Below are 21,603 nucleotides of genomic sequence, written 5' to 3' on the forward strand. Positions count from 1 at the left end.
AAGACGATCACGAGGAAGGAATGCTCCATGCTTTCCCGCCTGTTTGCCCCCAAGGTCAAGGTCAGCGCGCACTGCGACCTGCCCTGCGGCGTGTACGACCCGGCCCAGGCCCGCATCGAGGCGGAGTCGGTGAAGGCCGTGCAGGAGAAGATGGCCGCCAACGACGACCCGCACTTCCAGGCTCGCGCGACCGTCATCAAGGAGCAGCGCGCCGAGCTCGCCAAGCACCACGTGTCGGTCCTGTGGAGCGACTACTTCAAGCCCCCGCACTTCGAGAAGTACCCGGAGCTGCACCAGCTGGTCAACGACACCCTGAAGGCCCTCTCGGCCGCCAAGGGCTCCACCGACCCTGCGACGGGCCAGAAGGCGCTTGACTACATCGCCCAGATCGACAAGATCTTCTGGGAGACGAAGAAGGCCTGATCCTCCGATCACGCCTTCCGGCCCTGCGACCCGCCCGGTCGCCTGGTCGTCCCGTCCGCACCCGGCCCGCAGGCCGCCGAGCACGGCGTCCACGGCGGTCCGGGTGCGGTCGTGTTCAGCGGGTCGCGAGCCGATTGCGGTCGAAGCGGCTCCGTTCAGACGGTGCTCCGGGTGTCCGTCACCGTTCCCCGGGCCAGCGTCTCGCTCACCGTGATCGTCCCGGGCACGGAGATCCTCAGGCTCAACGGGTCGCCCAGCAGCGCCTCCTCGCTGCCCATCGGGGAGCCGGTCGCCGGGTCGACGAGCAGCGAGTCCCGGAAGACGGCCTTCCGGTGCCTGCTCTCCTGGGTGATCGCGAGGGCCTGCCGTCCGTGCCAGGTGGTGGTCCTCGACACCTGCACGTCGGTCCGCCTCGCGAGGACCTGGAGCGCCGCCGCGCGCAGTGCGGGCTCGACCGTGCCGCCCGAGGCCCGCCCGGCCGCCTCCAGCATGGCCGAGACGCCCCAGATCAGCCTCCCTCCCTCCCAGTTGACCTTCCTCAGCTGAGCGAGCAGCCGATCAGGGTCGGTCGAGAAGGGAAGGAGCGCCTGCCATGCGGAGTCCGGCGCGAAGTACCCGGGGCCGTGCCGCTCGTCCCGGACGCCCTCGCCCTCGACCAGCCCCGCCGCGCGGGCGTCCCGTTCCTGGTCCGGATTCGGGAAGTACGGTTCGCCGTACGCCTGGCGCTCCCGGCCCGCCCCGTCGGACGTCCTGATCCACTGCTCGGTCACCGTCGGAACCGCTGCGTTGGCGACGCCACCGGGCACGTCACCGGCGGAGTTCAGCCACCAGCCCCAGCTCTTGAGATAGAGGTACGGGCCCCGCACCGCCTCGGGAGCGAGCCCGCGCACCTTCTCCGCCAGCTCGGCCAGCACGTCGCGCGACGAGGTTCCCGCGATCGTCCGCAGGGTCAGCACGGGCGGCGTCACCAGAGCCTGTGCCTCCCCGCCCGCCCTGAGCAACCGGCCCAGCTCATCGGAGGCGGCGACCGCGGTGGCCGTGGCCACGATCCCGCCGGCCAGCAGAACCCGCCTGCGGGACATGCCCGTTCGCGCCCGGGGCGCCGGCGCGGCCTCGGTGGCCAGGAGCGCCGCCAGTTCCCGCTCGGCACGGGCCGGGAGGGCACCGTCGAGCCCGAACTCCCCCTGCGGATCGGGAGGCATCAGCTCCCGCACCCTCCTGAGATCTCCCTTCACCTCGTCCTCCCGTCCACTGGCAGTCTGTCCTCCGAAGGCCGGGCCTCGTCCGCGGCCACCGCCGCCTCCAGCAGCCGGCGCGCGCGATGCAGGCGGACCTTGAAGGCCCCGACGCCGCACCCCATGACCTTGGCCGCGTCGCGCACGCCCAGGCCCTCCCAGGCCACGAGGAGCAGCACTTCTTGTTCCCGCACCGGAAGCCGGTCCAGCACACCCCGCGCGCCGAGTCGCCGAAGCACCTCCTCCTCGGCCGCCGGTTCGGCCCCGGCCTCGTGGTCGGCACGGATGCGGTCGTCGAGCCGGCCCGCCCGGTCCCGGGCCCGTAGGGCGTTGGCGGCGACGCGGCGGGCGATGCCGTACAGCCAGGGCAGTTCCCCGCCGCGCAGTTCGTGCCGGTTCCGCCAGGCCGCCAGGAACACCTCGGCCGCGGCGTCCTCGGCGGCGGCCGGGGGCAGGCGCCTGCGCAGGAACCTGAGAACGGGCAGGTACGTCCGCCGGTAGACCTCCTCGAACCGCCCGGGATCGTCCATCGGTCTGCTCACGCCCGCCCCTCCCCTGCGCGCTGGCTCCACCTTGTTTGTGTCCGGCACGACGCGAGAGTTACCGGAGGCCGGAGGCCGGAGGCCGGAGGCGGATCGGTTGGGGGATGGGCTGGGGCTGTGCGGCCCGGCCCGATGCCGGTGGGCGTCAGAGGATGTCCGCGGCGGTGAAGTGCCGCTGGTACGTCATCCCCTCGTCGGTGCCGCGCAGCACCCAGAACGCGTCCAGGTCGCGCCTCTTGGCGTCCAGGAAGCCGGGAGCTCCGACGACCACGTCCAGGTGGTGGTCGCCATCGGTGTCGAGGAGCGGGCCGACGACGGTGATGCGGTTGCGGGTCGGGCCCCGGCCTTCGGCGGGGGTGTCGCTGCCGGGGACCCCGGGGGTGTCCAGGGTCACCGCCCGGACCGCGTCCGCGGTGGCCGCCCGGAGGTCGGGGACCAGCCAGACGACGCCGTTGCTGTCGTTGGCGCCGGTCGCGGAGGTGACCAGATCGGCCCGACCGTCACCGGTGACGTCGCCGAGGGCGGTGCCGCCCATGCCGCCGTACTGCGGGGCGTCCCTCAGGCCCGGCGGTGAGACCGTGGTCATGCCACCCCGCGCGCCGGTCTCGGGTCCGGAGGGGGTGCTCAGGGTGTATCCGGCGCTCAGTTGCTTCCGGTACGCGAAGAAGCCCGCCGAGTACAGGTCGTCGGTGCCGTCGCCGTCCACGTCCCCCGCCTGCCCCTCCAGGCCGAGGTCGGGTCGCTCGCGGCGCTCGGCGAGCCTCAGCCCTCCCGGGCCGCCGCGCAGATACTGCAGACCGCTGACGCCCACCCCGCCGTCGCCTTCATTGTCCGGATCGGTCCAGTGGAACCAGAGCACGAGATCGGTGGCCCGGTCGCCGTCGAAGTCGCCGGCCAGGGAGCGCACCGGAATCGAGTCGGTCGGGCGGCCGTTGCGCAGCTTCTGGACGCGGGCGGGTGCGCCTCCGCGCCGGATGGGGCCGTACCACACGGTGCCCTCGGGACCGTTGGCGCCGCCGGGGAGGAACAGGTCGGCGTGGCCGTCCCCGTCGAAGTCGCCGGTGGCCGTGGGGCTCGTCGGCGCCCCGGTGAGCGGCCGCGGATCGGTCACGCCGCGCGGACCGCCCCACAGCACGGTGGGTCCGCCGGTCCGCGGAGCACGCACGAGATCGGTGTAGCCGTCGTGGTCCAGGTCGGTGCGCAGCAGCCGCGTTTCATCGGTCGTGGTGCTTGAGGGCGGCCCCGGGGCCACGGTGCGTCGGCGCGGATCCAGTCCCTTCGCCGACCCGTAGACCACGAACAGTCTGCCGCCGGTGATCACCGCGGCGAAGTCGTCGTAGCCGTCGCCGTTGAGGTCCTCCGGCCGGGGGTGCCGCGAGGGTTTCCCGGCGGGCGGCCGTTCGGCCCTGACATCGGACGGGGACCGCCCGCCCGTACGGCTCGCGCCGGCATCCGGGCGTCGCTCCCCGCCGGTGCCCGCGGCCGGGCGCTGGGCGGAGTCGCAGCCGGTCGCCAGGAGAACGGCGGCCAGTGCGGCAGCGGCCAGTCCCCGGATGCGCCGGGTCGACCGGGCGGATCGAATACCACCGGTCGCGTCCGCCACCGGCCGCGCCCTCCACGGTTTCTGCGTCAGCCGCTCCACGGGACCTCGCACGTTCACCTCGACACCACCCACCGGGACACCAACTGGACTGCCGACGGGGCGGAAAGGTTGCCGCGGTGGGGGGCGACTGGGGGAACGAGGCGGGACGGAGGGGAACGAGGGGCGACGGGGGCGACTTGGTCAGCGCGGTCGAGGGTGCGCGCCGAGAGAGGGCTGGGGGTGCGCCCACCCCAGCCAGTCGCCGCCCCCACGACAACCTCCCGCCCAGCCCGGCTCAACCGACCGCCACCCCCGACTACGCGCCCCCCGGCCCCGGCCAGATCGCCGACGCGTCGTCGCGGGTCGGGTCCGGGAGGTGGACGGGGCGGGTCGGGATCGGGTGGGGGACGCCGTCGGTGGTCGCCGTCCACGGCGCGGGGTGGCCCGAGTAGCACAGGGTCGTCAGGGCGAAGACGTCGTCGGCGTAGACCTCCACGTACTCACCGATCGTCAGGACCCGCAGGCGGGCCGGAGGTTGGGACAGGACGGTTTCGTCCAGGGTGGAGCCGTCGGGGCCGGTCACCCGGAGGTTCTTGCCGTCGCAGCCGATGGTGAGGGCCGGAAGGGTGGAGCCGGGGGCGTCGGTGCGTAGGGTGATCTCCACGGGGCGGCCGGACACGGCGATGTCGCCGACCGCGTGCAGGAGAGGACCGTCCGTCTCCGCGCCCAGCCAGCGGTCCAGGCCCGGCCACCACTCCAGGCGGGGAGCCGAGTCCTCGGGAACGACAAGGGACTTGGGCTGGGCCAGCATGCCGCGGCAGCGGTCACCGGTGTCGGCGAGGCCGACGCGGCGAGGGGTGGTGTGGAGGACGACCCGGGAGCCGTCGGGGGCGGGGATGACGCGGGGCGCGTAGGCGCCGGTGGGGCCGAGGGGGCCGCGGCGGGTCCAGGGGCCGCGCAGGGTGGGCGCCGTCCAGGACTCGAAGCCCCGGGTCGCGCCGATGGAGCCGAGGAGCAGCCAGCTGCCGTCGTCGAGGCGTTCGAGCACGGGGCATTCGAGTTCGTCGACGTCGCCGGGTGAGATCAGCGGCGGGTGGACGGTCCAGTGCTCCAGGTCGGGCGAGGTGGCGAGGGCCACGCAGCCGCTGACCTCGACCGGGAGCGAGGCGTCGCTCGCGCAGACCACCATCGCCCAGCCGTCGCCCTCGTCGTCCCGCACCACGAACGGGTCGCGCCAGCCCATGCCCTCGCCCGTGCGGTACCAGCGGGGGTCCGCCTCGACGACCGGTCCCGTGCCGTGACGCCGCCAGCCGGTGCCGTCCGTGCGGTCGGAGTACGCGAGGCCGACCGACTGCAACGGCCAGCCCTCGGGGGTCAGCCCGCTCACGCCGGTGTAGAACATCGCCATCCCGGAGCCGTGCCGGAAGGGGTGCATCGTCCACACCGCCTGCTGGTCGAAACGGCCCGGCAGCCCGTTGCCGAAGGCGGTGCCCCGCGGCTGCCAGCCCACCAGGTCGACCGAGGTGGCCCTGCCGTAGGAGGTCTCCATCCGCAGGTGGTCGAACTCGGTGGTCCACGGCCCCTGGAGGTGCAGCACCGCGTAGGTGCCCTCGTCGTCGCGGAGCAGGGCGAAGTCGTTCACGCAGAGGCCGGGCGGGGCGTATCGCATGCACAGTTCCTGTCGACTCGCAGCGCCCAAACGCGTGCGCTGACCATAGACCTTTTAGGTCTCGCTGGAGAATCGGCCCAAGTAAATCTGAACGCAAACGCTTGCGCAACAACCGGGCCGGGTTTACGGTCACGTCACTCACAGCTCACACCGCCGTGAAGCGTGCAACCGACGGGAGAAGTCCGCCGTGACCGTCAGCATCACCGATGTGGCCCGCGCCGCCGGGGTATCGGCGTCCACCGTGTCGCGCGCCCTGCGCGGCCGGCCGGGCGTCTCGGACGAGGTCCGCGCGCAGATCACGGCCGTCGCCGCACAACTCGGCTATACGGCCTCCCGCTCGGCGTCCAGCCTGGCGAGCGGGCGCACCTTCACCATCGGGGTCGTCGCCCCGTACATCGGCCGGTGGTTCTTCGGCACGGTCCTCGACGCCGCGGAGCAGGTGTTCAGCGCCGCCGGGTACGACGTCCTGCTGTACAACCTGGGGTCGGCGGAGGCACGCAAGCGTTTCTTCACCAAGATGCCGGTACGCAAGCGCGTGGACGCGGTGCTGTCGCTGCTGATCCCGGACGAGGAGGAGTCGGCCGCGCTGCGTTCGCTCGGCGTGCCGCTGGCCTCCACGGTCGGCGGCGCCCGGCCCGGCTTCACGGTGGTCGGCATCGACGACCGGGCGGGCGCGGAGAGCGCCGTCCGGCATCTGGTGAACCTCGGCCACCGCCGGATCGGCATGATCTCCGGGGCCAGCGGGCCCCTGCACTGGACCACGCCCGTCGACCGTCGCGCCGCCTATCTGCACGTCCTCGCCGAGGCCGGCATCGAGCACGACCCGGCCCTGGTGGCGGACGGCGACTACACCGTGGAGGGCGGCGAGCGGGCGATGACGGAGTTGCTCGCCGCGTCCCGGCCGCCGACCGCGGTGTTCGCGCAGTCCGACGAGATGGCGATGGGCGCGTTGCGCGCGCTGCGGCGGCATCGGCTCCGGGTGCCGGACGACGTGTCCGTCGTCGGCTTCGACGACCACGAACTCGCCGACGTGGTCGGGCTGACGACCGTCGCCCAGCCGGTCGCCGGGCAGGGCGCTGAGGCCGCCCGGCTGTTGCTGCGGCAGCTCGACGCGCCGGACGAGGTACCGCAGGGCCGGGTGGAGATGCCCATCCGACTCGTCCTGCGGGAGACCACGGCACCGCCGCGCCCTCGAGGGCCGCAGTGACCCCCTCCCATCCCCCTCCCAGCCCCACACCGCCACTCCCCACTTCCAGAACCCACCACCCCCGCACCCCGCACCCTCGTCCCGCACGGAGGCACAATCCATGAGTTCCATCAACCCCTCGACCAGCAGCAGGTTCCGTCGTACGGCCTGTACCGGCCTGGCCCTCGTGCTCCCGTTGGCGGCGCTTGCCGCGTGCGGCGGGGGCGGTGGGTCCGATGCCTCCGCCGAGGCCGGCAGCGGTGAGGGCACGATCAGCGTCTGGGCCCACCAGGGCCAGAAGAGCGAGGCCGCGGCGCTGCAGAACGCGGTGAAGTCCTTCAACTCCTCGCAGGACAAGGTCAAGGTCAAGCTGAAGCTGATACCGGAGACCGACTACACCAAGACCATCACCGCGACCAACGCGTCCGAGCTGCCGGACGTCCTGGAGTTCGACGGTCCGACCATGGCGAACTTCGTCTACAACAAGAAGCTCGCCCCGATCGACAACTTCGTCTCCGCGAAGACCCTGTCCAACGCCACCGACGCCAGCAAGGCGCAGGGCGAGATAGCGGGCAAGCACTACGGCCTCGGCATGTTCGACTCCGGCCTCGGCATGTACGGCAGCAAGAAGCTGCTGGACGCGGCCGGGGTGAAGTACCCGAAGGGCGTCGACGACGCCTGGACGGCGGACGAGTTCAACGCCGCGTTGAAGGCGCTGAAGGCGAAGGACTCCGACGGCAAGGTCCTCGACATCCAGGAGGGCAACGGTCTCGCCAACGAGTGGGGCACCTACGGCTTCGCCCCGATCGTCTGGTCGGCCGGCGGCTCCCTCCTCAAGGACGGCAAGGCGGAGGGCGCCCTCGACACGCCGGCGGTGGTGTCGGCCCTGAAGACCTTCCAGTCCTGGAAGAGCACCGTCGACCCCAACACCGACGGCAACGCCTTCGCCAAGGGCCGCGTCGCCCTCAGCTGGGTCGGCCACTGGATGTACCCCGCCTACAGCGAGGCCCTCGGCGACGACCTGGTCGTGCTGCCGCTGCCCGACTTCGGCAACGGCCCCAAGACCGGACAGGGCTCGTGGTCCTGGGGCATCGGGGCCGACTCCAAGAACGCCAAGGCGGCCGGCGCGTTCATGGACTTCCTCCTCGACGACGCCAACATCACCGCGATGACCAAGGCCAACGGCGCACCCCCGGCCACGAAGTCGGCCCTCGCCGCGAGCGAGCTGTACAAGCCGGGCGGCCCGCTCCAGCTCTTCGCCGACCAGCTCGCCAAGCCGTGCGGCGACAGCGACATCAGCAAGTCCTGCGTCGCCGTCACCCGCCCGGTCACCGCCGGATACCCGGTGGTGACGGAGAAGTTCAGCCAGGCCCTGAACTCGGTCTACGGCGGCAGTGACCCGAAGGACGCCCTGGCCAAGGCCGCCCGCGCCATCGACCAGGACTTCTCGGACAACGCCGGCTACGAGATCCCGTAAGCACGCGCCCTGTCGGACCCATCGACCGGGGCGGGCGCGCCCATGGCGGCCGCCCGCCCCGCCGGGAAGAGGACCCCGTGAAAACCGTGGAACCCGCGCACACCGCGCCGTCCGGCCGGGACCAGGCGCCGCCCATGGCCCCTGCCCCCGCACAGCCCGCCCGTCCGTCCCGCCGCAGCCGCGAATGGCTGCACGGACTGCTGATGTCCGCACCCGCCGTCGCCGGACTGATCGCCTTCGTCGGCATCCCCTTCTGCTACGCCGTGGTGCTCTCCTTCTACAACGTGCGCCTCGGCTCCCCGCTGGAGCCCACCTTCTTCGGCGTCGAGCAGTACCGGCGGCTTTTCACCGACCCCGATCTGTCCGGCCCGTTCCTGCGAGCGCTGCTGAACAACCTGACCTTCGCCGTGGTCGTCGTACCGCTCCAGACGGGTCTGGCGCTCGGGCTCGCGATCCTGCTCAACCGCAAGCTGAAGGCGATCGGTCTCTTCCGGTCCTTCTTCTTCATGCCGGTCGTCTTCCCGATGGCGCTGGTCGCCGTGATCTGGCGGCTGATCCTCGCCCGCAGCGAGCAGGGCATGCTCAACTCCGCGCTGGACGCGGTGAGTTTCGGCAACTGGGGCGCGTTCGACTGGCTGGGCGACGGACTCACCGCGATGGCCTCGGTCATCGTCCTGTCGGTGTGGCAGGGCGTCGGCTTCCAGATGGTGATCCTGCTCGCCGGGCTCCAGCAGATCCCGGACGAGCTCTACGAGGCCGCCCAGCTCGACCGGGCCTCCCGCTGGCAGCAGTTCCGGAACGTCACGCTGCCCGGCATCCGCGGCACCCTCGTGTTCGTCGCGCTGCTCACGTCGGTGCTGTCGTTCCGGGTGTTCGACCAGGTGTACGTGCTGGTCAAGGGCGGCGGACTCGACGAGGACGCGGCCCGCACGGTGATGTACCAGGCCGTGACGACCGCCTTCGACCAGAACAACATCGGCCAGGCGTCCGCGATCACCGTCGTCTTCTTCCTGATCGTCGTCGTCCTGACCCTCATCCAGCGCCGCGTCGTCCGGCCCGACAACGAGGACTGACTCAGACATGAGTACGAGCACCGGTACCGGTCTCTCCCGCGGGCCCCTGCGCCGCTTCCTCGACTACGCCGTCCTCTCCGGCCTGGCGTTCGTCTTCGCCCTGCCCGTCCTCTACCTCCTCCTCGGCAGCCTCAAGCCGTCCGAGGAGGTGCTGAACGGCCTGTCCGGGTTCCTGCCGACGCATCTGTCCTTCGACAACTACGCGGCCGTCCTGGACAACCTGAACTCCGACAGCACCGGCTACTTCTGGCAGTTCATGGGTGTCTCACTGCTGCTGGCCTTCGTGGTGGTCACGGGCGGCCTGTTCGTCAACTCGATGGCGGCGTACGGGCTCTCACGGTTGAAGTGGCGGGGCAGGGAGGCCGTCTTCACCCTGGTCCTGCTGCTGATGCTGGTGCCGTTCGAGTCGGTGGCCGTGCCGCTGTTCTACATGTTCAACGACCAGCGGAACACGCTCTTCATCCAGGCGGTCCCGTTCCTCGCGAACGCCTTCTCGATCTACCAGTTCCACACGTTCTTCCGCACGATCCCGCCGAGCATCGAGGAGGCCGCCCGGCTGGACGGGGCCGGCCCCTGGCGCACGTTCTTCGCGATCATCGTCCCGATGTCGAAGCCGGCCTTCGCCTCGGTCGCGATCCTGACCTTCCTCACCCAGTGGGGTTCGTTCCTGTGGCCGGTGCTGATGGTCTCCGACCCGTCGGTACGGCCGCTGCCGCTGGAGATGAGCGTCTTCCAGGGCCAGCAGCCGCCGGACTGGGGCCAGATCCTCGCCTTCGGCGTCCTCCTCGTCCTGCCCGTCCTGATCGTCTTCGCCTTCTTCCAGCGGTGGTTCGTCCAGGGCGTGGCCAGCTCCGCCGTGAAGGGGTGAGCGCCCTCGCGTGATGGTGAATCCGCCCGGGTTGACCAGCGGATATGTCGCGTGAACGCCCCCTTGTCAGTGGCGGGTGCCATCCTGGGGGCATGAACCGGGACGATCTGGTGCGGCTGCGGCGGGCGCGGGACCGCATGGACCGCGAGTACGCCGAGCCGCTGGACATCGACGCCCTCGCCCGCACCGCGCTGATGTCCCCGGGCCACTTCCAGCGCAGCTTCCGCGCGGCCTACGGGGAGACACCGTACGCATATCTGATGACCCGCCGCATCGAGCGCGCGAAGGCGTTGCTGCGCCGTGGGGACCTCACGGTGACGGAGGTGTGCCTGGCGGTGGGCTGTACGTCCCTCGGTTCGTTCAGCTCCCGCTTCACGGAGCTGGTCGGAGAGACCCCGAGCGCCTACCGGTCCCGTTCGCACGAGCCGGGGGCCGCGATCCCGGCATGTGTGGCGAAGCGGCTGACGCGGCCCTCTCGTCAGCGCATAAGGACGGCGGAACCGGACGAGGCGTCCTAGCGTGAGCACATGGACACGAACAGAGGCCCCGGTACGGACATCAAGCTCTCCCAGTGCTTCCTCGCGGTCGACGACCACGACAAGGCGCTCGCCTTCTACCGTGACGTCCTCGGTATGGAGGTCCGTGGCGACGTCGGCTTCGAGGGCATGCGCTGGGTGACCGTCGGCTCGCCGCTGCAGCCCGATGTCGAGATCGTCCTCGAACCCCCGGGCGCCGACCCCGACATCTCCCCCGCCGACCGCGAAGCCATCGCGCAACTGCTCGCCAAGGGCGTCCTGCGCGGCGTCAACTTCACCACCGACGACTGCGACGCCCTCTATTCCCGCGTCGAGGCCTCCGGCGCCGACGTCCTCCAGGAGCCCATGGACCAGCCCTACGGCGTGCGCGACTGTGCGTTCCGCGATCCGGCGGGGAACATGCTGCGCTTCATGGAGCCGCGGAAGTCGGGGGAAGCAGGCAAGTACGCCAAGTACGGAAACCAAGAGAGCTGAGGGAACCGCGGTAGGCGGGAGAGTGGGCAGCGTGGCCACGACAGGGCAACAGGAGGGGCATGGACGACGTGACGGGTGAGGCGATCCGGTGGACGTATGCGTTCGTCGACCGGCCGGAGGCCGGTTTCGAGCGGGCATGCGCCTTCTGGACGGCGGTGACGGCGACGGAGCTGTCCGCGCCCCGGGGTGAGCGGGGCGAGTTCGTGACGCTGCTCCCCGAGAAGGGCGACGCGTGTGTGAAGGCCCAGGCGGTGAACACGGGCGACGGCGGCGCGCATCTCGACTTCGCCGTGGAGGACGTACGCGCGTTCGTCGACCGTGCCGTCGGCCTCGGTGCCGAGGTCGTCGCCTCGCACGACGGCTGGGCGGTGCTCCGCTCCCCCGCCGGGCAGCTCTTCTGCGCGGTGCCCTGGCACGGGGAGACGGCCCGGACGCCGGTGGTCGACGGGAGCCGGCTGGACCAGGTGTGCCTGGACATCGCACCGGACACCTTCGACGGCGAGATCACGTTCTGGTCCGCCCTGACGGGCTGGGAGTCGTACGCCGGCTCCCTCCCGGAGTTCCACGTCCTGCGCCCACCCGCCGGACTCCCCGCCCGGATCCTCCTCCAGCGTCTCGACACCCCCGCCCCCGCGTCGGCGCACCTCGACCTGGCCTGCGCCGACCGACGAGCCACCCGCACCCACCACGAGCACCTGGGCGCCACCTTCGTGGCCGACCACCCCCACTGGACGGTGATGCGGGACCCGGCGGGCGGCACGTACTGCCTCACCGGACGCGACCCGGAATCAGGAGGGCTGCCGACCGCGTGAGCGGCCGGGGGGCCGGGCGGCGACGTCCGCGCACACCACCAAGGCGAGCAGCCCGCCCTGCGGATACCTTGCTCCGGCAGGCCGAGGACCCGGCCCACCGTGCCGCCCTGCGGCGGTCACAGCACGCATCGGACGCGGGCACTCGGGGCGACGGCAGCCCGTCACCCGTCGGGGGCGTCCTCGACCTGCTCCGCGACCTCCCGCTCGGCGGCCTTGGCAGCACGCACGCCCCGCGAACCGGCCGAGCCGTGCGGTCCATGTGCCCGCCGGGCCACGGCCCGCGGCCTCTCCGTGGCGGCCCCCTCCGCCTCGGCGGCCCTGTCGACGTACGCCTCACACTTCGGGTTCCTGCACGGACCCGGACCCCACACGGGTACGAACGCGCCCAGCGTCTTGTGCCGCCGCACGATCGTGGCCACAGGCTGTCCGCAGGCCGGGCAGACTTGTTCGTCGGTGCCCATGCCCTCAGGGTATGGCCGACGGCCGCCGGGCGCTCCCCGCCGTACGCCGCCGATCCACGGGATCAGCGCTTCCTGGTGTACGTCCGCACCACCGCTCCGTTGTCGAACGCACGCACATCGCCCAGGACGAACTCGGTGACGTCGAAGCCGGAGCCGAACATCGGCATCCCGGTCCCCAGCACGATGGGGTACGTCTTGATGATCAGCTCGTCGATCTCGTCGAGCAGTTCCCCCGCGACGGCCGAGCCCCCGCACAGATAGATCCCGAGACCTCCGTCCTCCGCCTTGAGCTCCCGGACCCTGCCGACCGGGTCGGCCGAGATGATCTCGACGTTCGGATCGGGCGACTCCTTCAGCGTGCGCGAGACGACGTACTCCCGCAGATGCGAGAACGGGCTGGTGATGCCTTCCTTCAGCGCCACGTCGTAGCTGCCGCGCCCCTGAATGATCGTGTCGTACGCCCTGTTCGGGAGGTCGTCGGTCCCGATGAGCCGACGCACATGGGTCGGGTTGATGTCCGGGTGCTCCTTCTGGAGGTACTCGGCGAACTCCCCCACCACATAGGGATACATGAAGGACGCGTCGCCCTTCTGGTCCCCGATGAACCCGTCGATCGAACAAGCGATGACATACGTGAGCTTACGCACACCGGCCTCTTTCTCTCGACCCGATAACCACTCCATTCATAGTACTTCAGTTGTAGTGATTGCAAGACATGCGCGGGCCCCGCACACCGTGGGGATGTGCGGGACCCACGTCCGACCGGAGACGCCGACACCGTGCGGGGTCAGGTCGGCACGGTGCCGGCGCCTCCGGGGTCTCGTCTCAGCTGCTGCGACGCGTCACGAACTCGGCCAGCGCCAGCAGGCCTCCCGCGGCCACCGGGTCCGGAACCGCCCGGGACAGCTCCTGCACGGCCCGGGCCATACGGTCGGCCGCCTGGATCTGCGCCCAGTCGCGCCCGCCGGCCCGCTCGACCACGAGCGCAGTCCGCTCCACCTCACCCTCCTCGTACGACGCCCCGTACAGCTCGGCGAGTTCGGCCGCCTCCGGCGTGCCCGAGGCGAGCGCGGCGACCACCGGCAGGGACTTCTTGCGGGCGATGAGGTCCGCTCCGGCCGGCTTGCCGGTGCGGTTCGGGTCGCCCCAGATCCCGATCACGTCGTCGATGAGCTGGAAGGCGAGCCCGGCTTCCCGCCCGAACGCGTCGAGAGCCTGGATCTCCTCCTCCCCGGCTCCCGCGTACAGCGCCCCGAGCGCACAGGCGCAGCCGAGCAGTGCGCCCGTCTTCGCCTCGGCCATGGCGAGCACCTCGGGCAGGGTCACCTCCTCCGGCCGGCGCCCCTCCAGCTCCGTGTCCGTGTGCTGGCCCGCGCACAGCTCGACGACACAGGAGGCGAGCCGCGCGGAGGCCGCGGCCGACGCCGGATGCGGATCCTCCGCGAGCAACCGCAGAGCCAGCGCCTGCAGCGCGTCCCCGGCGAGGATGGCGTCGGGCACCCCGAACACCGACCACGCGGTGGGCCGGTGCCTGCGTGTGGTGTCCCGGTCCATCACGTCGTCGTGCAGCAGCGTGAAGTTGTGCACCAGCTCCACCGCGGCGGCGGCCCGGACGGCGGCGGACTCGCGTCCGCCGAGCGCCTCGACCGCGGCCAGCACCAGCGCGGGCCGGATCGCCTTGCCCGCGTTGCCCGCGGCCGGAGTGCCGTCCGCCCGCTCCCAGCCGAAGTGGTAGCGCGCGACCCGGCGCATCGAACCGGGCAACGACTGCACGGCCCGGCGCAGTTCGGGGTCGACCGACTGCCGCGTCCGCTCCAGGATCTCGGCCGCCTCCTGCCCGTCGAACGGACCGGCCGCGCCCTGCCGTGCGGGCGGGATCCCGCTGTCCGGAGCGCCGCCTTCCAAGGATGTCTCGACCGGGCTCTGCTGCGTCTTCGTCATGGACTCACCCAGGGGATCGCCTCAAATGAGGCAGCGGACGACGGCGGTTCGGGTGAGATCACCGCCAGCGGCCGATCTCGACGTTCTCCAGAACGCCGAGCGCGTCGGGGACGAGGACCGCGGCCGAGTAGTAGGCCGTCACGAGGTACTTGATGATCGCCTGTTCGTTGATGCCCATGAAGCGCACCGACAGGCTGGGCTCGATCTCGTCCGGGATGTTCGCGGCGCGCAGGCCGATGACTCCCTGGTCCTCCTCGCCGGTACGCATGGCGATGATCGAGGTGGTCCTCGCCTCGGTCACCGGGATCTTGTTGCACGGGTAGATCGGCACACCGCGCCAGGTGGGGATGCGGTTGCCGGCGATGTCGATGGTCTCCGGGACGAGTCCGCGCTTGTTGAGCTCACGGCCGAACGCGGAGATCGCGCGCGGGTGGGCGAGCAGCAGCTTGGTGCCCCGGCGACGGCTGAGCAACTCGTCCAGGTCGTCCGGGCCGGGCACGCCGTCGTGCGGCTGGAGCCGCTGGTCGTACTCGCAGTTGTGGAGGAGGCCGAACTCCCGGTTGTTGACGAGTTCGTGCTCCTGGCGCTCCTTCAACGCCTCCACGGTGAGCCGGACCTGCTGCTCGGTCTGGTTCATCGGCTGGTTGTAGAGGTCCGCCACACGTGTGTGGATGCGCAGGACGGTCTGGGCGACACTCAGTTCGTACTCGCGGGGCGCGGCCTCGTAGTCGACGAAGGTGTGCGGGATGTCCGGCTCACCGCTGTGGCCGGCGGCGAGATCGATCTCCTTCTCGCCGTACTTGTTGGTCCGCTGTTCCGGGATGGAGCGCAGTTGCTGCAGGTGCTCGCCGAGGGTCTCGGCGCGCTGCGCGACCTGGTCGACGGCCTGGCGCGGCAGGACGAGTACCGTGCACGCGGTGACCGCGCGGGCCGTGTACTCCCAGATCGCGTCGGCGTCGAGCAGCGTCTGATCACCGAAGTAGGCTCCGTCGGCCAGCACCCCGAGCACGGCGTCGTCTCCGTAGGGGCCCGTGCCGATCTTCTCCACCTTGCCGTGCGCGAGCAGGAACACCTCCTCCGCCTGGCTGCCGAACTCGGCCAGCACGGCGCCCGGCGCGAACTCCCGCTGCTCGCACCGCTGGGCCAGCTCGCCCAGCACCTCCACATCCTCGTAATTCCGCAGGGCCGGCAGTTCCCCCAGCTCCGCGGGGATGACGGCGACCCGGTCGCCGGTCTTCACGAAGGTGATGCGGCCGTCTCCCACCGCGTAGGTGAGCCGTCGGTTCACCCGGTACGTGCCACCCTGCACGTTCACCCATGGCAACATGCGCAGCAGCCAGCGCGAGCTGATCTCCTGCATCTGGGGCGCGGACTTCGTGGTGGTGGCCAGGTTCCGGGCAGCGGCCGTGCCGAGACTCTGCTGCGGCCGTTCCTGCTGCGTACGAACCTCTTCGCCTACCGACATACGGACTTCCCCTCCGGGTGTGCACTGATATCGCGGTCAACCGATCTCGCGATCCAGCCTGACATCACGGAGCGTGCCGATGCTATTACCCGAAAGAGCGGGAATGGATCTTAGGGAGACTGGGCATATCCAGCGGCTTTGTCCACCATTCCCGTCTCTCCACGGAGATGACCGGATCGGCACGCCCGCGACAGCGACACCTCACCTCCGCACGAACAGCTGGGTACATGCCTGCGTACGAGGCGGCCGGACCAGCGGCCGTCGCACCGTACGAAGGAGTCGGTCATGGCCCCACCCATGTCCGCCGGCAGATTTCTCAGCATCCTCAAGAACGAGGGCGTCACGGTCGTCGAGGTCGGCGACTGGGAGCATCACAACCGCAACCACAAGGGGCCGTGGGGCCCCGTCCACGGCGTGATGATCCACCACACGGTCACCTCCGGCAGCGAGCGCACCGTCCGCATCTGCCGCGACGGTTACTCGGGGCTGCCGGGCCCGCTGTGCCACGGCGTGATCACCAAGGACGGCCGTGTCCATCTCGTCGGCTACGGTCGCGCCAACCACGCCGGCAGCGGCGACGACGACGTCCTGCGGGCCGTGATCGCCGAGACGGCCCTCCCCGCGGACAACGAGGCGAACACCGACGGAAACCGCCACTTCTACGGCTTCGAGTGCGAGAACCTCGGCGACGGCCTCGACCCGTGGCCCGAGCGTCAACTCGAAGCGATCGAGCGGGTCTCCGCCGCGATCTGCCGCCACCACGGCTGGACGGAACGCTCCGTCATCGGCCACCTCGAATGGCAGCCCGGCAAGGTCGACCCGCGCGGCTTCACCATGGCCTCCATGAGAAGCCGTATCCGCGACCGCCTGCGATAGCCCCGCTCGCGGGCGCGTCGCCCCGTCTCGACGGGCCCGCACCGGCGTCGGGGCTGGGCACGCGGCCGTTCCCGGACAGATGTCCGACAATGGCCGCGTGAGCAGCCCCGACCCCACCGCCGACCTGCGCCCCCTGCTGCCGTCCCCGCTCCAGGAGATCGAGGACGACCGCTTCGCCCCGCACGGCCTCCGGCTGCTCCTCAAGCGCGACGACCTGATCCACCCGCAGCTCGTCGGCAACAAGTGGCGCAAGCTCGTGCCCAATCTGAGCGCGGCGGCCGGTCGTTGCCTCCTCACGTTCGGCGGCGCGTACTCGAACCACCTCCGGGCCACCGCCGCCGCCGGCCGCCTCCTCGGTCTGGCCACCGTCGGCGTGGTCCGCGGCCAGGAACTGGCCGACCGCCCTCTCAACCCCTCGCTGGCCCGCTGCGCGGCCGACGGCATGCGTCTGCACTTCGTCGACAGGTCGACGTATCGCCGCAAGACCGACCCTGCCACCCTGGCCGCCGTCCTCCGGGCCGCCGACGCGGAGGGCGCCTACGTCGTCCCCGAGGGCGGCAGCAACGCCCTCGCCGTCCGAGGCTGCCGGGAACTCGGCGCGGAACTGCGCGATCGCGCCGAGGTCGTGGCCGTCGCCTGCGGCACCGGCGGCACCCTCGCCGGTCTGGCCGCCGGACTGGCCCCCGACCAGCGCGCCCTCGGGATACCCGTCCTGAAGGGCGGCTTCCTGGCGGAGGAGATACGGCGGCTGCAGGAGAGCGCCTTCGGCGGCCCACGCGGCCACTGGGAACTGGACGACCGCTTCCATTTCGGCGGCTACGCCCGCACCACCCCCGACCTGGACGCTTTCGCCGCCGACTTCGAGGACCGCCACGCGCTGCCCGTGGAACGTCTGTATGTCGCCAAGTCGCTCTACGGACTTGTCTGCCTGGCGGCGGAAGGCGCCTTCCCGCGCGGGACGACGGTCGCCGCGGTGATCACGGGAAACCCGCTCGCCGCCTGAGCCCCGGGGACCGCCCAGGGCCCCTAAGAGACCTCCCGGTAGGCTGCCGCCTCCTCCAGGTCCAGTCTGCGCAGCAGCGTCCGCAGCATCTCGTCGTCGATGTAGCGCCCGTCCCGCAGCTTGACGAACACCTCGCGCTCGGCGCCGATCATCTCCCGGGAGAGCCGGCTGTAGGTGTCGTCGCTGGTCTCCCCGGTCACCGGATTGACGGCTCCGAGGCGCTCCCACACGGCGTTGCGGCGCCGCTCCAGGACCGTGCGCAGCCGGTCGACCAGCGGCGGCGGCAGGGCATTGCGCTCGTCCTCCAGGAGTTCGTCGAGGCGTGCCTCGGCGATCCGGGACGCCTGGGCCTGGGCGTTGGCCTCGGCGAGGGTCTCGGCCTGCGCGTCCCGGCCAGGCAGCCGCAGGGCCCGGATCAGCGGCGGCAGCGACAGGCCCTGGATGACGAGCGTCCCGATCACGGTCGTGAAGGTCAGGAACAGGATCAGGTTCCGCTGCGGGAAGTCGTCCCCGCCGTGGACGGTGAGCGGGATCGAGAACGCGATGGCCAGCGAGACGACACCCCGCATACCGGCCCAGGCGATGATGAAGGGCCCCTTCCAGGTCGGGTTCTCCTCGCGTTCCCGGATCCGCGCGGACAGCAACCGGGGCAGGAAGGTCGCCGGGTACACCCAGACGAAACGGGACGCGACCACCATCACGAAGACGGCCAGGGCGTACCAGGTGGCGCGCAGCCCCTCGTTCTCACCCAGCCCTTCCAGCACGACCGGGAGCTGCAGTCCGATGAGCGCGAAGACCGCCGATTCGAGAAGAAAGGCGACCATCTTCCACACGGCCTCCTCCTGGAGGCGGGTCGCGAAGTCGACCTGCCAGTTGCGGTAGCCGAGATACAGACCGACCACGACCACGGCGAGCACTCCGGAGGCGTGCACCCACTCGGCCAGCCCGTACGCGACGAAGGGGATCAGCAGGGAAAGCGTGTTCTGGAGCAGCGCCTCCTTCAGGTGGGTGCGCAGCCAGTGGATCGGCATCATCAGCAGCAGCCCCACCACGACGCCGCCGACCGCCGCCACCAGGAACTCGACTATTCCGCCCACCCAGCTGGCGCCCTCCCCGATCGTGGCGGCGAGGGCCACCCGGTACGCGGTGATCGCGGTCGCGTCGTTCACCAGGGACTCGCCCTGGAGGATCGTGGTGATCCGCGACGGCAGCCCGACCCGCCGGGCGACCGCCGTCGCCGCGACCGCGTCCGGGGGAGCCACCACCGCGCCGAGCACCAGCGCGGCCGTCAGCGGCAGCCCCGGCACGATCAGATAGGCGGCCCAGCCGACGACGAGGGTCGCGAACAGGACATAACCGATCGACAGCAGTGCCACCGGTCGCAGTTGTGCCCGCAGGTCGAGGTACGAGCTGTCCGTGGCGGCCGTGTACAGCAGCGGGGGCAGGATCAGCGGCAGAACGATCTCGGGGTCGAGTTCGTAGTTCGGCACCCCGGGCACGTACGACACCGCGAGCCCGGCGGCGACCAGCAACAACGGGGCGGGCACCGGCGTACGCCGGGCGGCACCGGCGACCGTCGCGCTACCGGCGACCAGCAACAGCAAGGGCAAGAAGTGCATCGCTTTCCGCCGCCTTCGTTTTCCGCGCGAGGTTCCGCGCGCCCGTCGTAACCTGGCAATCATGAAACAGTGCACGCACGCGGACGCACTGCCGCACCCCGAGCCGGCCCCGCTGACCGAGACCTGCCCCGAGTGCGAGGCCGCCGGGACGCATCCGGTGCAGCTGCGGAAGTGCCTGGAGTGCGGGCACGTGGGTTGCTGCGACTCCTCGCCGATGCGACACGCGACCGCGCACCACAAGGAGACCGGCCACCCCGTGATGCGCACGTTCGAGCCGGGCGAGGCCTGGCGCTGGTGCTTCGTCGACCACGTGCTCGTATGAGGCCGGGAAAACGAACAGGCCCACGATGAACACGTCCGCGACCTCGCACGACGGAACCAAGTCGTCCCCTGACACGTCGACGTACTCGTGTGACACGGTTCGACACTCGGACGCCTGGGTACGTCAATCCGGCGCGCGCTCTTCCTATTTGAGGCCCGCAGACCACTAGCCACAGAGCGTGTTCATGTGCTTACTATGAGTGACAGCATGGGGCTTGGTCGCCGGGACCCCAAGGACACGGCGCTCGGGAGCGCGATAGCGTCACCGCTGAACCACATAGCGCGTTACCCCGGGGGGCGACCCTCGGCCCCTGAAAAAGCTTGTACCACCTTGGAGGTGAGGGTGTCCCAGATCGCAGGCGAGCCCGGGACCCAGGACTTCGTGGAAGTCCGGCTGCCGGCCGCGGGTGCCTACCTGTCGGTGCTGCGTACGGCGACGGCCGGCCTCGCGGCCCGTTTGGACTTCACCCTCGACGAGATCGAGGATTTGCGCATCGCGGTCGACGAGGCCTGCGCGATCCTGCTCCAGCAGGCCGTGGCCGGCTCGGTGCTCAGCTGTGTCTTCCGCCTCGTCGACGATTCGTTGGAGGTCACGGTCTCGGCCCCGACCACGGACGGTCACGCCCCCTCGCGCGACACCTTCGCCTGGACCGTGCTGTCGGCACTGGCGGGCAAGGTCTCCTCCGCGGTCGCCGACGACAAAACCGTTTCGATCAGCCTCTACAAACAGCGCGGCGCGGGACCCGGGCCGGCGTGAGGAACGGGGACGGGCCGGTGCGGGACGAAGAACGCGGCACACGGGAACTTCCCGCGAAGGAGGTCGGCCCCGGCGGGCCGGCGCACCTGACGGACGGCGTCGACGGCATCCCCGAGCAGGCCCGGCCGCACCCGGAGGACGACTCCTCGACGGCGGCCGGACCCTCTCGGTGGACGGAGCCGGCCGACGAAGAGGACGAGGCGTCCCCCGACGGGCTACGGGAACCGGAGGATGCCGTACGGAGCACCATGTCCTCACGAGGGCGGACTGGGGCCTCCCCCGCTCGAGCACAGTCGAGAGCTGGGGGAACGGTGACGGCGGGCGGGACTATGAGCGAGCACGAGCGACACGACGAGCCGGACGCGCAGATCGTGCGCAGCACGCAGCACGATCCTCAGGACCGCAGCGGGGCGCGAGCCCTGTTCGTCCAGCTGCGCTCCCTGCGGGAGGGCAGTGCGGAGTACGCGGAGCTGCGCAATCGGCTGGTCCGGATGCATCTGCCGCTCGTGGAACACCTCGCGCGCCGGTTCCGCAACCGCGGTGAGCCGCTCGACGACCTGACGCAGGTCGCCACCATCGGCCTGATCAAGTCGGTCGACCGCTTCGATCCGGACCGCGGTGTGGAGTTCTCCACGTACGCGACCCCGACGGTCGTCGGCGAGATCAAGCGGCACTTCCGCGACAAGGGCTGGGCGGTGCGGGTGCCGCGCCGTCTGCAGGAGCTGCGCCTGGCGCTGACCACGGCCACGGCCGAGCTGTCCCAGCAGCACGGCCGCTCCCCGACGGTGCACGAGCTGGCCGAGAAGCTGGCCATCTCGGAGGAGGAGGTCCTGGAGGGCCTGGAGTCCGCCAACGCGTACTCCACGCTGTCGCTGGACGTCCCCGACACCGACGACGAGTCGCCGGCCGTCGCCGACACTCTGGGCGCCGAGGACGAGGCGCTGGAGGGAGTCGAGTACCGGGAGTCCCTGAAGCCGCTCCTGGAAGACCTTCCGCCGCGCGAGAAGCGGATCCTGCTGCTGCGGTTCTTCGGCAACATGACCCAGTCGCAGATCGCCCAGGAGGTCGGCATCTCCCAGATGCACGTCTCGCGTCTGCTGGCCCGGACCCTGGCCCAGCTGCGGGAAAAGCTGCTGGTGGAGGAGTAGCACCGCCAGGTGCCTTCCCGCGGAGCTCCGGCGGGGTGGTCCTAAGAACTCCTATCGCAATGACTTCAGGCGTCTCCAGCAGATGAGTGCGCATCCGAGGGTGAGGAAGGCTTCGTGGATGTCGTCGCGTATCTC

The 21,603-nt window shown here is 71.0% G+C and carries 22 protein-coding genes; 13 read left to right on the forward strand and 9 right to left on the reverse strand.

Annotated elements, in window-relative coordinates; all coding sequences use genetic code 11:
* Positions 1-27 precede the first annotated feature (27 nt).
* A complete protein-coding gene (sodN, locus tag ACZ43N_RS33270) occupies positions 28-423 on the forward strand; it encodes a superoxide dismutase, Ni (RefSeq protein WP_031140564.1) in 396 nt (131 codons plus the stop codon).
* 155 nt (positions 424-578) lie between these two features.
* On the opposite strand, the gene ACZ43N_RS33275 is transcribed toward sodN, so the two are convergent.
* The 4 genes from ACZ43N_RS33275 to ACZ43N_RS33290 form a co-directional block, all read right to left on the reverse strand.
* A complete protein-coding gene (locus tag ACZ43N_RS33275) occupies positions 579-1,658 on the reverse strand; it encodes a hypothetical protein (protein ID WP_468102765.1) in 1,080 nt (359 codons plus the stop codon).
* Positions 1,655-2,200: an RNA polymerase sigma factor gene (locus ACZ43N_RS33280; RefSeq protein WP_468102766.1), complete on the reverse strand. Its 546-nt coding sequence runs from the start codon at positions 2,198-2,200 to the stop codon at positions 1,655-1,657. The genes ACZ43N_RS33275 and ACZ43N_RS33280 overlap by 4 nt, the downstream gene beginning before the upstream one ends.
* Positions 2,201-2,345: 145 nt before the next feature.
* Positions 2,346-3,803, reverse strand: coding sequence for an FG-GAP repeat domain-containing protein (locus tag ACZ43N_RS33285; protein WP_468102767.1), 1,458 nt, complete (start codon positions 3,801-3,803; stop codon positions 2,346-2,348).
* Positions 3,804-4,098: 295 nt separating this feature from the next.
* A complete protein-coding gene (locus ACZ43N_RS33290; RefSeq protein WP_468102768.1) occupies positions 4,099-5,451 on the reverse strand; it encodes a glycoside hydrolase family protein in 1,353 nt (450 codons plus the stop codon).
* A 187-nt stretch (positions 5,452-5,638) separates the two neighbouring features.
* Here ACZ43N_RS33290 and ACZ43N_RS33295 point away from each other — a divergent pair, with 187 nt between their 5' ends.
* From ACZ43N_RS33295 to ACZ43N_RS33325, 7 genes are all read left to right on the forward strand, one after another.
* Complete coding sequence (locus ACZ43N_RS33295) at positions 5,639-6,658, forward strand: LacI family DNA-binding transcriptional regulator (protein ID WP_468102769.1); 1,020 nt, start codon at positions 5,639-5,641, stop codon at positions 6,656-6,658.
* 100 nt (positions 6,659-6,758) lie between these two features.
* A complete protein-coding gene (locus ACZ43N_RS33300) occupies positions 6,759-8,114 on the forward strand; it encodes an ABC transporter substrate-binding protein (RefSeq protein WP_468102770.1) in 1,356 nt (451 codons plus the stop codon).
* 77 nt (positions 8,115-8,191) lie between these two features.
* Positions 8,192-9,187, forward strand: coding sequence for a carbohydrate ABC transporter permease (locus ACZ43N_RS33305; protein ID WP_468102771.1), 996 nt, complete (start codon positions 8,192-8,194; stop codon positions 9,185-9,187).
* 7 nt (positions 9,188-9,194) lie between these two features.
* On the forward strand, positions 9,195-10,055 hold the full coding sequence (locus ACZ43N_RS33310) for a carbohydrate ABC transporter permease (protein ID WP_468102772.1): 861 nt from the start codon (positions 9,195-9,197) through the stop codon (positions 10,053-10,055).
* Positions 10,056-10,147: 92 nt separating this feature from the next.
* Entirely contained in the window at positions 10,148-10,573 is a 426-nt protein-coding gene (locus ACZ43N_RS33315; RefSeq protein WP_468102773.1) for a helix-turn-helix transcriptional regulator, read from the forward strand.
* 9 nt (positions 10,574-10,582) lie between these two features.
* The gene (locus ACZ43N_RS33320; protein WP_468102774.1) at positions 10,583-11,065 is read left to right on the forward strand and encodes a VOC family protein; all 483 of its coding nucleotides are present in this window, start codon (positions 10,583-10,585) and stop codon (positions 11,063-11,065) included.
* Positions 11,066-11,124: 59 nt separating this feature from the next.
* The gene (locus ACZ43N_RS33325) at positions 11,125-11,877 is read left to right on the forward strand and encodes a VOC family protein (protein ID WP_468102775.1); all 753 of its coding nucleotides are present in this window, start codon (positions 11,125-11,127) and stop codon (positions 11,875-11,877) included.
* A gap of 161 nt (positions 11,878-12,038) precedes the next feature.
* On the opposite strand, the gene ACZ43N_RS33330 is transcribed toward ACZ43N_RS33325, so the two are convergent.
* The 4 genes from ACZ43N_RS33330 to ACZ43N_RS33345 all read right to left on the reverse strand — a co-directional run bounded on the left by ACZ43N_RS33330 (position 12,039) and on the right by ACZ43N_RS33345 (position 15,744).
* Complete coding sequence (locus ACZ43N_RS33330) at positions 12,039-12,338, reverse strand: hypothetical protein (RefSeq protein WP_468102776.1); 300 nt, start codon at positions 12,336-12,338, stop codon at positions 12,039-12,041.
* Positions 12,339-12,400: 62 nt separating this feature from the next.
* Positions 12,401-12,985, reverse strand: coding sequence for a dihydrofolate reductase family protein (locus ACZ43N_RS33335; RefSeq protein WP_468102777.1), 585 nt, complete (start codon positions 12,983-12,985; stop codon positions 12,401-12,403).
* A 178-nt stretch (positions 12,986-13,163) separates the two neighbouring features.
* A complete protein-coding gene (locus ACZ43N_RS33340) occupies positions 13,164-14,279 on the reverse strand; it encodes a family 2 encapsulin nanocompartment cargo protein polyprenyl transferase (RefSeq protein WP_468102778.1) in 1,116 nt (371 codons plus the stop codon).
* A gap of 58 nt (positions 14,280-14,337) precedes the next feature.
* Entirely contained in the window at positions 14,338-15,744 is a 1,407-nt protein-coding gene (locus tag ACZ43N_RS33345) for a family 2B encapsulin nanocompartment shell protein (protein ID WP_468102779.1), read from the reverse strand.
* Positions 15,745-16,029: 285 nt separating this feature from the next.
* Here ACZ43N_RS33345 and ACZ43N_RS33350 point away from each other — a divergent pair, with 285 nt between their 5' ends.
* Both ACZ43N_RS33350 and ACZ43N_RS33355 read left to right on the forward strand, forming a co-directional pair.
* On the forward strand, positions 16,030-16,620 hold the full coding sequence (locus ACZ43N_RS33350) for an N-acetylmuramoyl-L-alanine amidase (RefSeq protein WP_468102780.1): 591 nt from the start codon (positions 16,030-16,032) through the stop codon (positions 16,618-16,620).
* A gap of 79 nt (positions 16,621-16,699) precedes the next feature.
* Positions 16,700-17,623 carry a 1-aminocyclopropane-1-carboxylate deaminase/D-cysteine desulfhydrase gene (locus tag ACZ43N_RS33355; RefSeq protein WP_468102781.1) on the forward strand — a complete coding sequence of 308 codons (924 nt, stop codon included), beginning with the start codon at positions 16,700-16,702 and terminating at the stop codon, positions 17,621-17,623.
* 23 nt (positions 17,624-17,646) lie between these two features.
* Here ACZ43N_RS33355 and ACZ43N_RS33360 read toward each other — a convergent pair whose 3' ends face one another.
* Positions 17,647-19,242: a Na+/H+ antiporter gene (locus tag ACZ43N_RS33360; protein ID WP_468102782.1), complete on the reverse strand. Its 1,596-nt coding sequence runs from the start codon at positions 19,240-19,242 to the stop codon at positions 17,647-17,649.
* A gap of 61 nt (positions 19,243-19,303) precedes the next feature.
* Between ACZ43N_RS33360 and ACZ43N_RS33365 the strand changes: the two genes are divergently transcribed.
* From ACZ43N_RS33365 to ACZ43N_RS33375, 3 genes are all read left to right on the forward strand, one after another.
* Positions 19,304-19,564 carry a UBP-type zinc finger domain-containing protein gene (locus ACZ43N_RS33365; protein WP_468102783.1) on the forward strand — a complete coding sequence of 87 codons (261 nt, stop codon included), beginning with the start codon at positions 19,304-19,306 and terminating at the stop codon, positions 19,562-19,564.
* Between the two features lie 342 nt (positions 19,565-19,906).
* Positions 19,907-20,320: an ATP-binding protein gene (locus ACZ43N_RS33370; protein ID WP_468102784.1), complete on the forward strand. Its 414-nt coding sequence runs from the start codon at positions 19,907-19,909 to the stop codon at positions 20,318-20,320.
* Entirely contained in the window at positions 20,317-21,468 is a 1,152-nt protein-coding gene (locus ACZ43N_RS33375) for an RNA polymerase sigma factor SigF (RefSeq protein WP_468102785.1), read from the forward strand. Before ACZ43N_RS33370 ends, ACZ43N_RS33375 begins: the two co-directional genes overlap by 4 nt.
* Positions 21,469-21,603 lie beyond the last annotated feature (135 nt).

It is taken from the genome of Streptomyces sp. NPDC030814, from assembly GCF_055572155.1.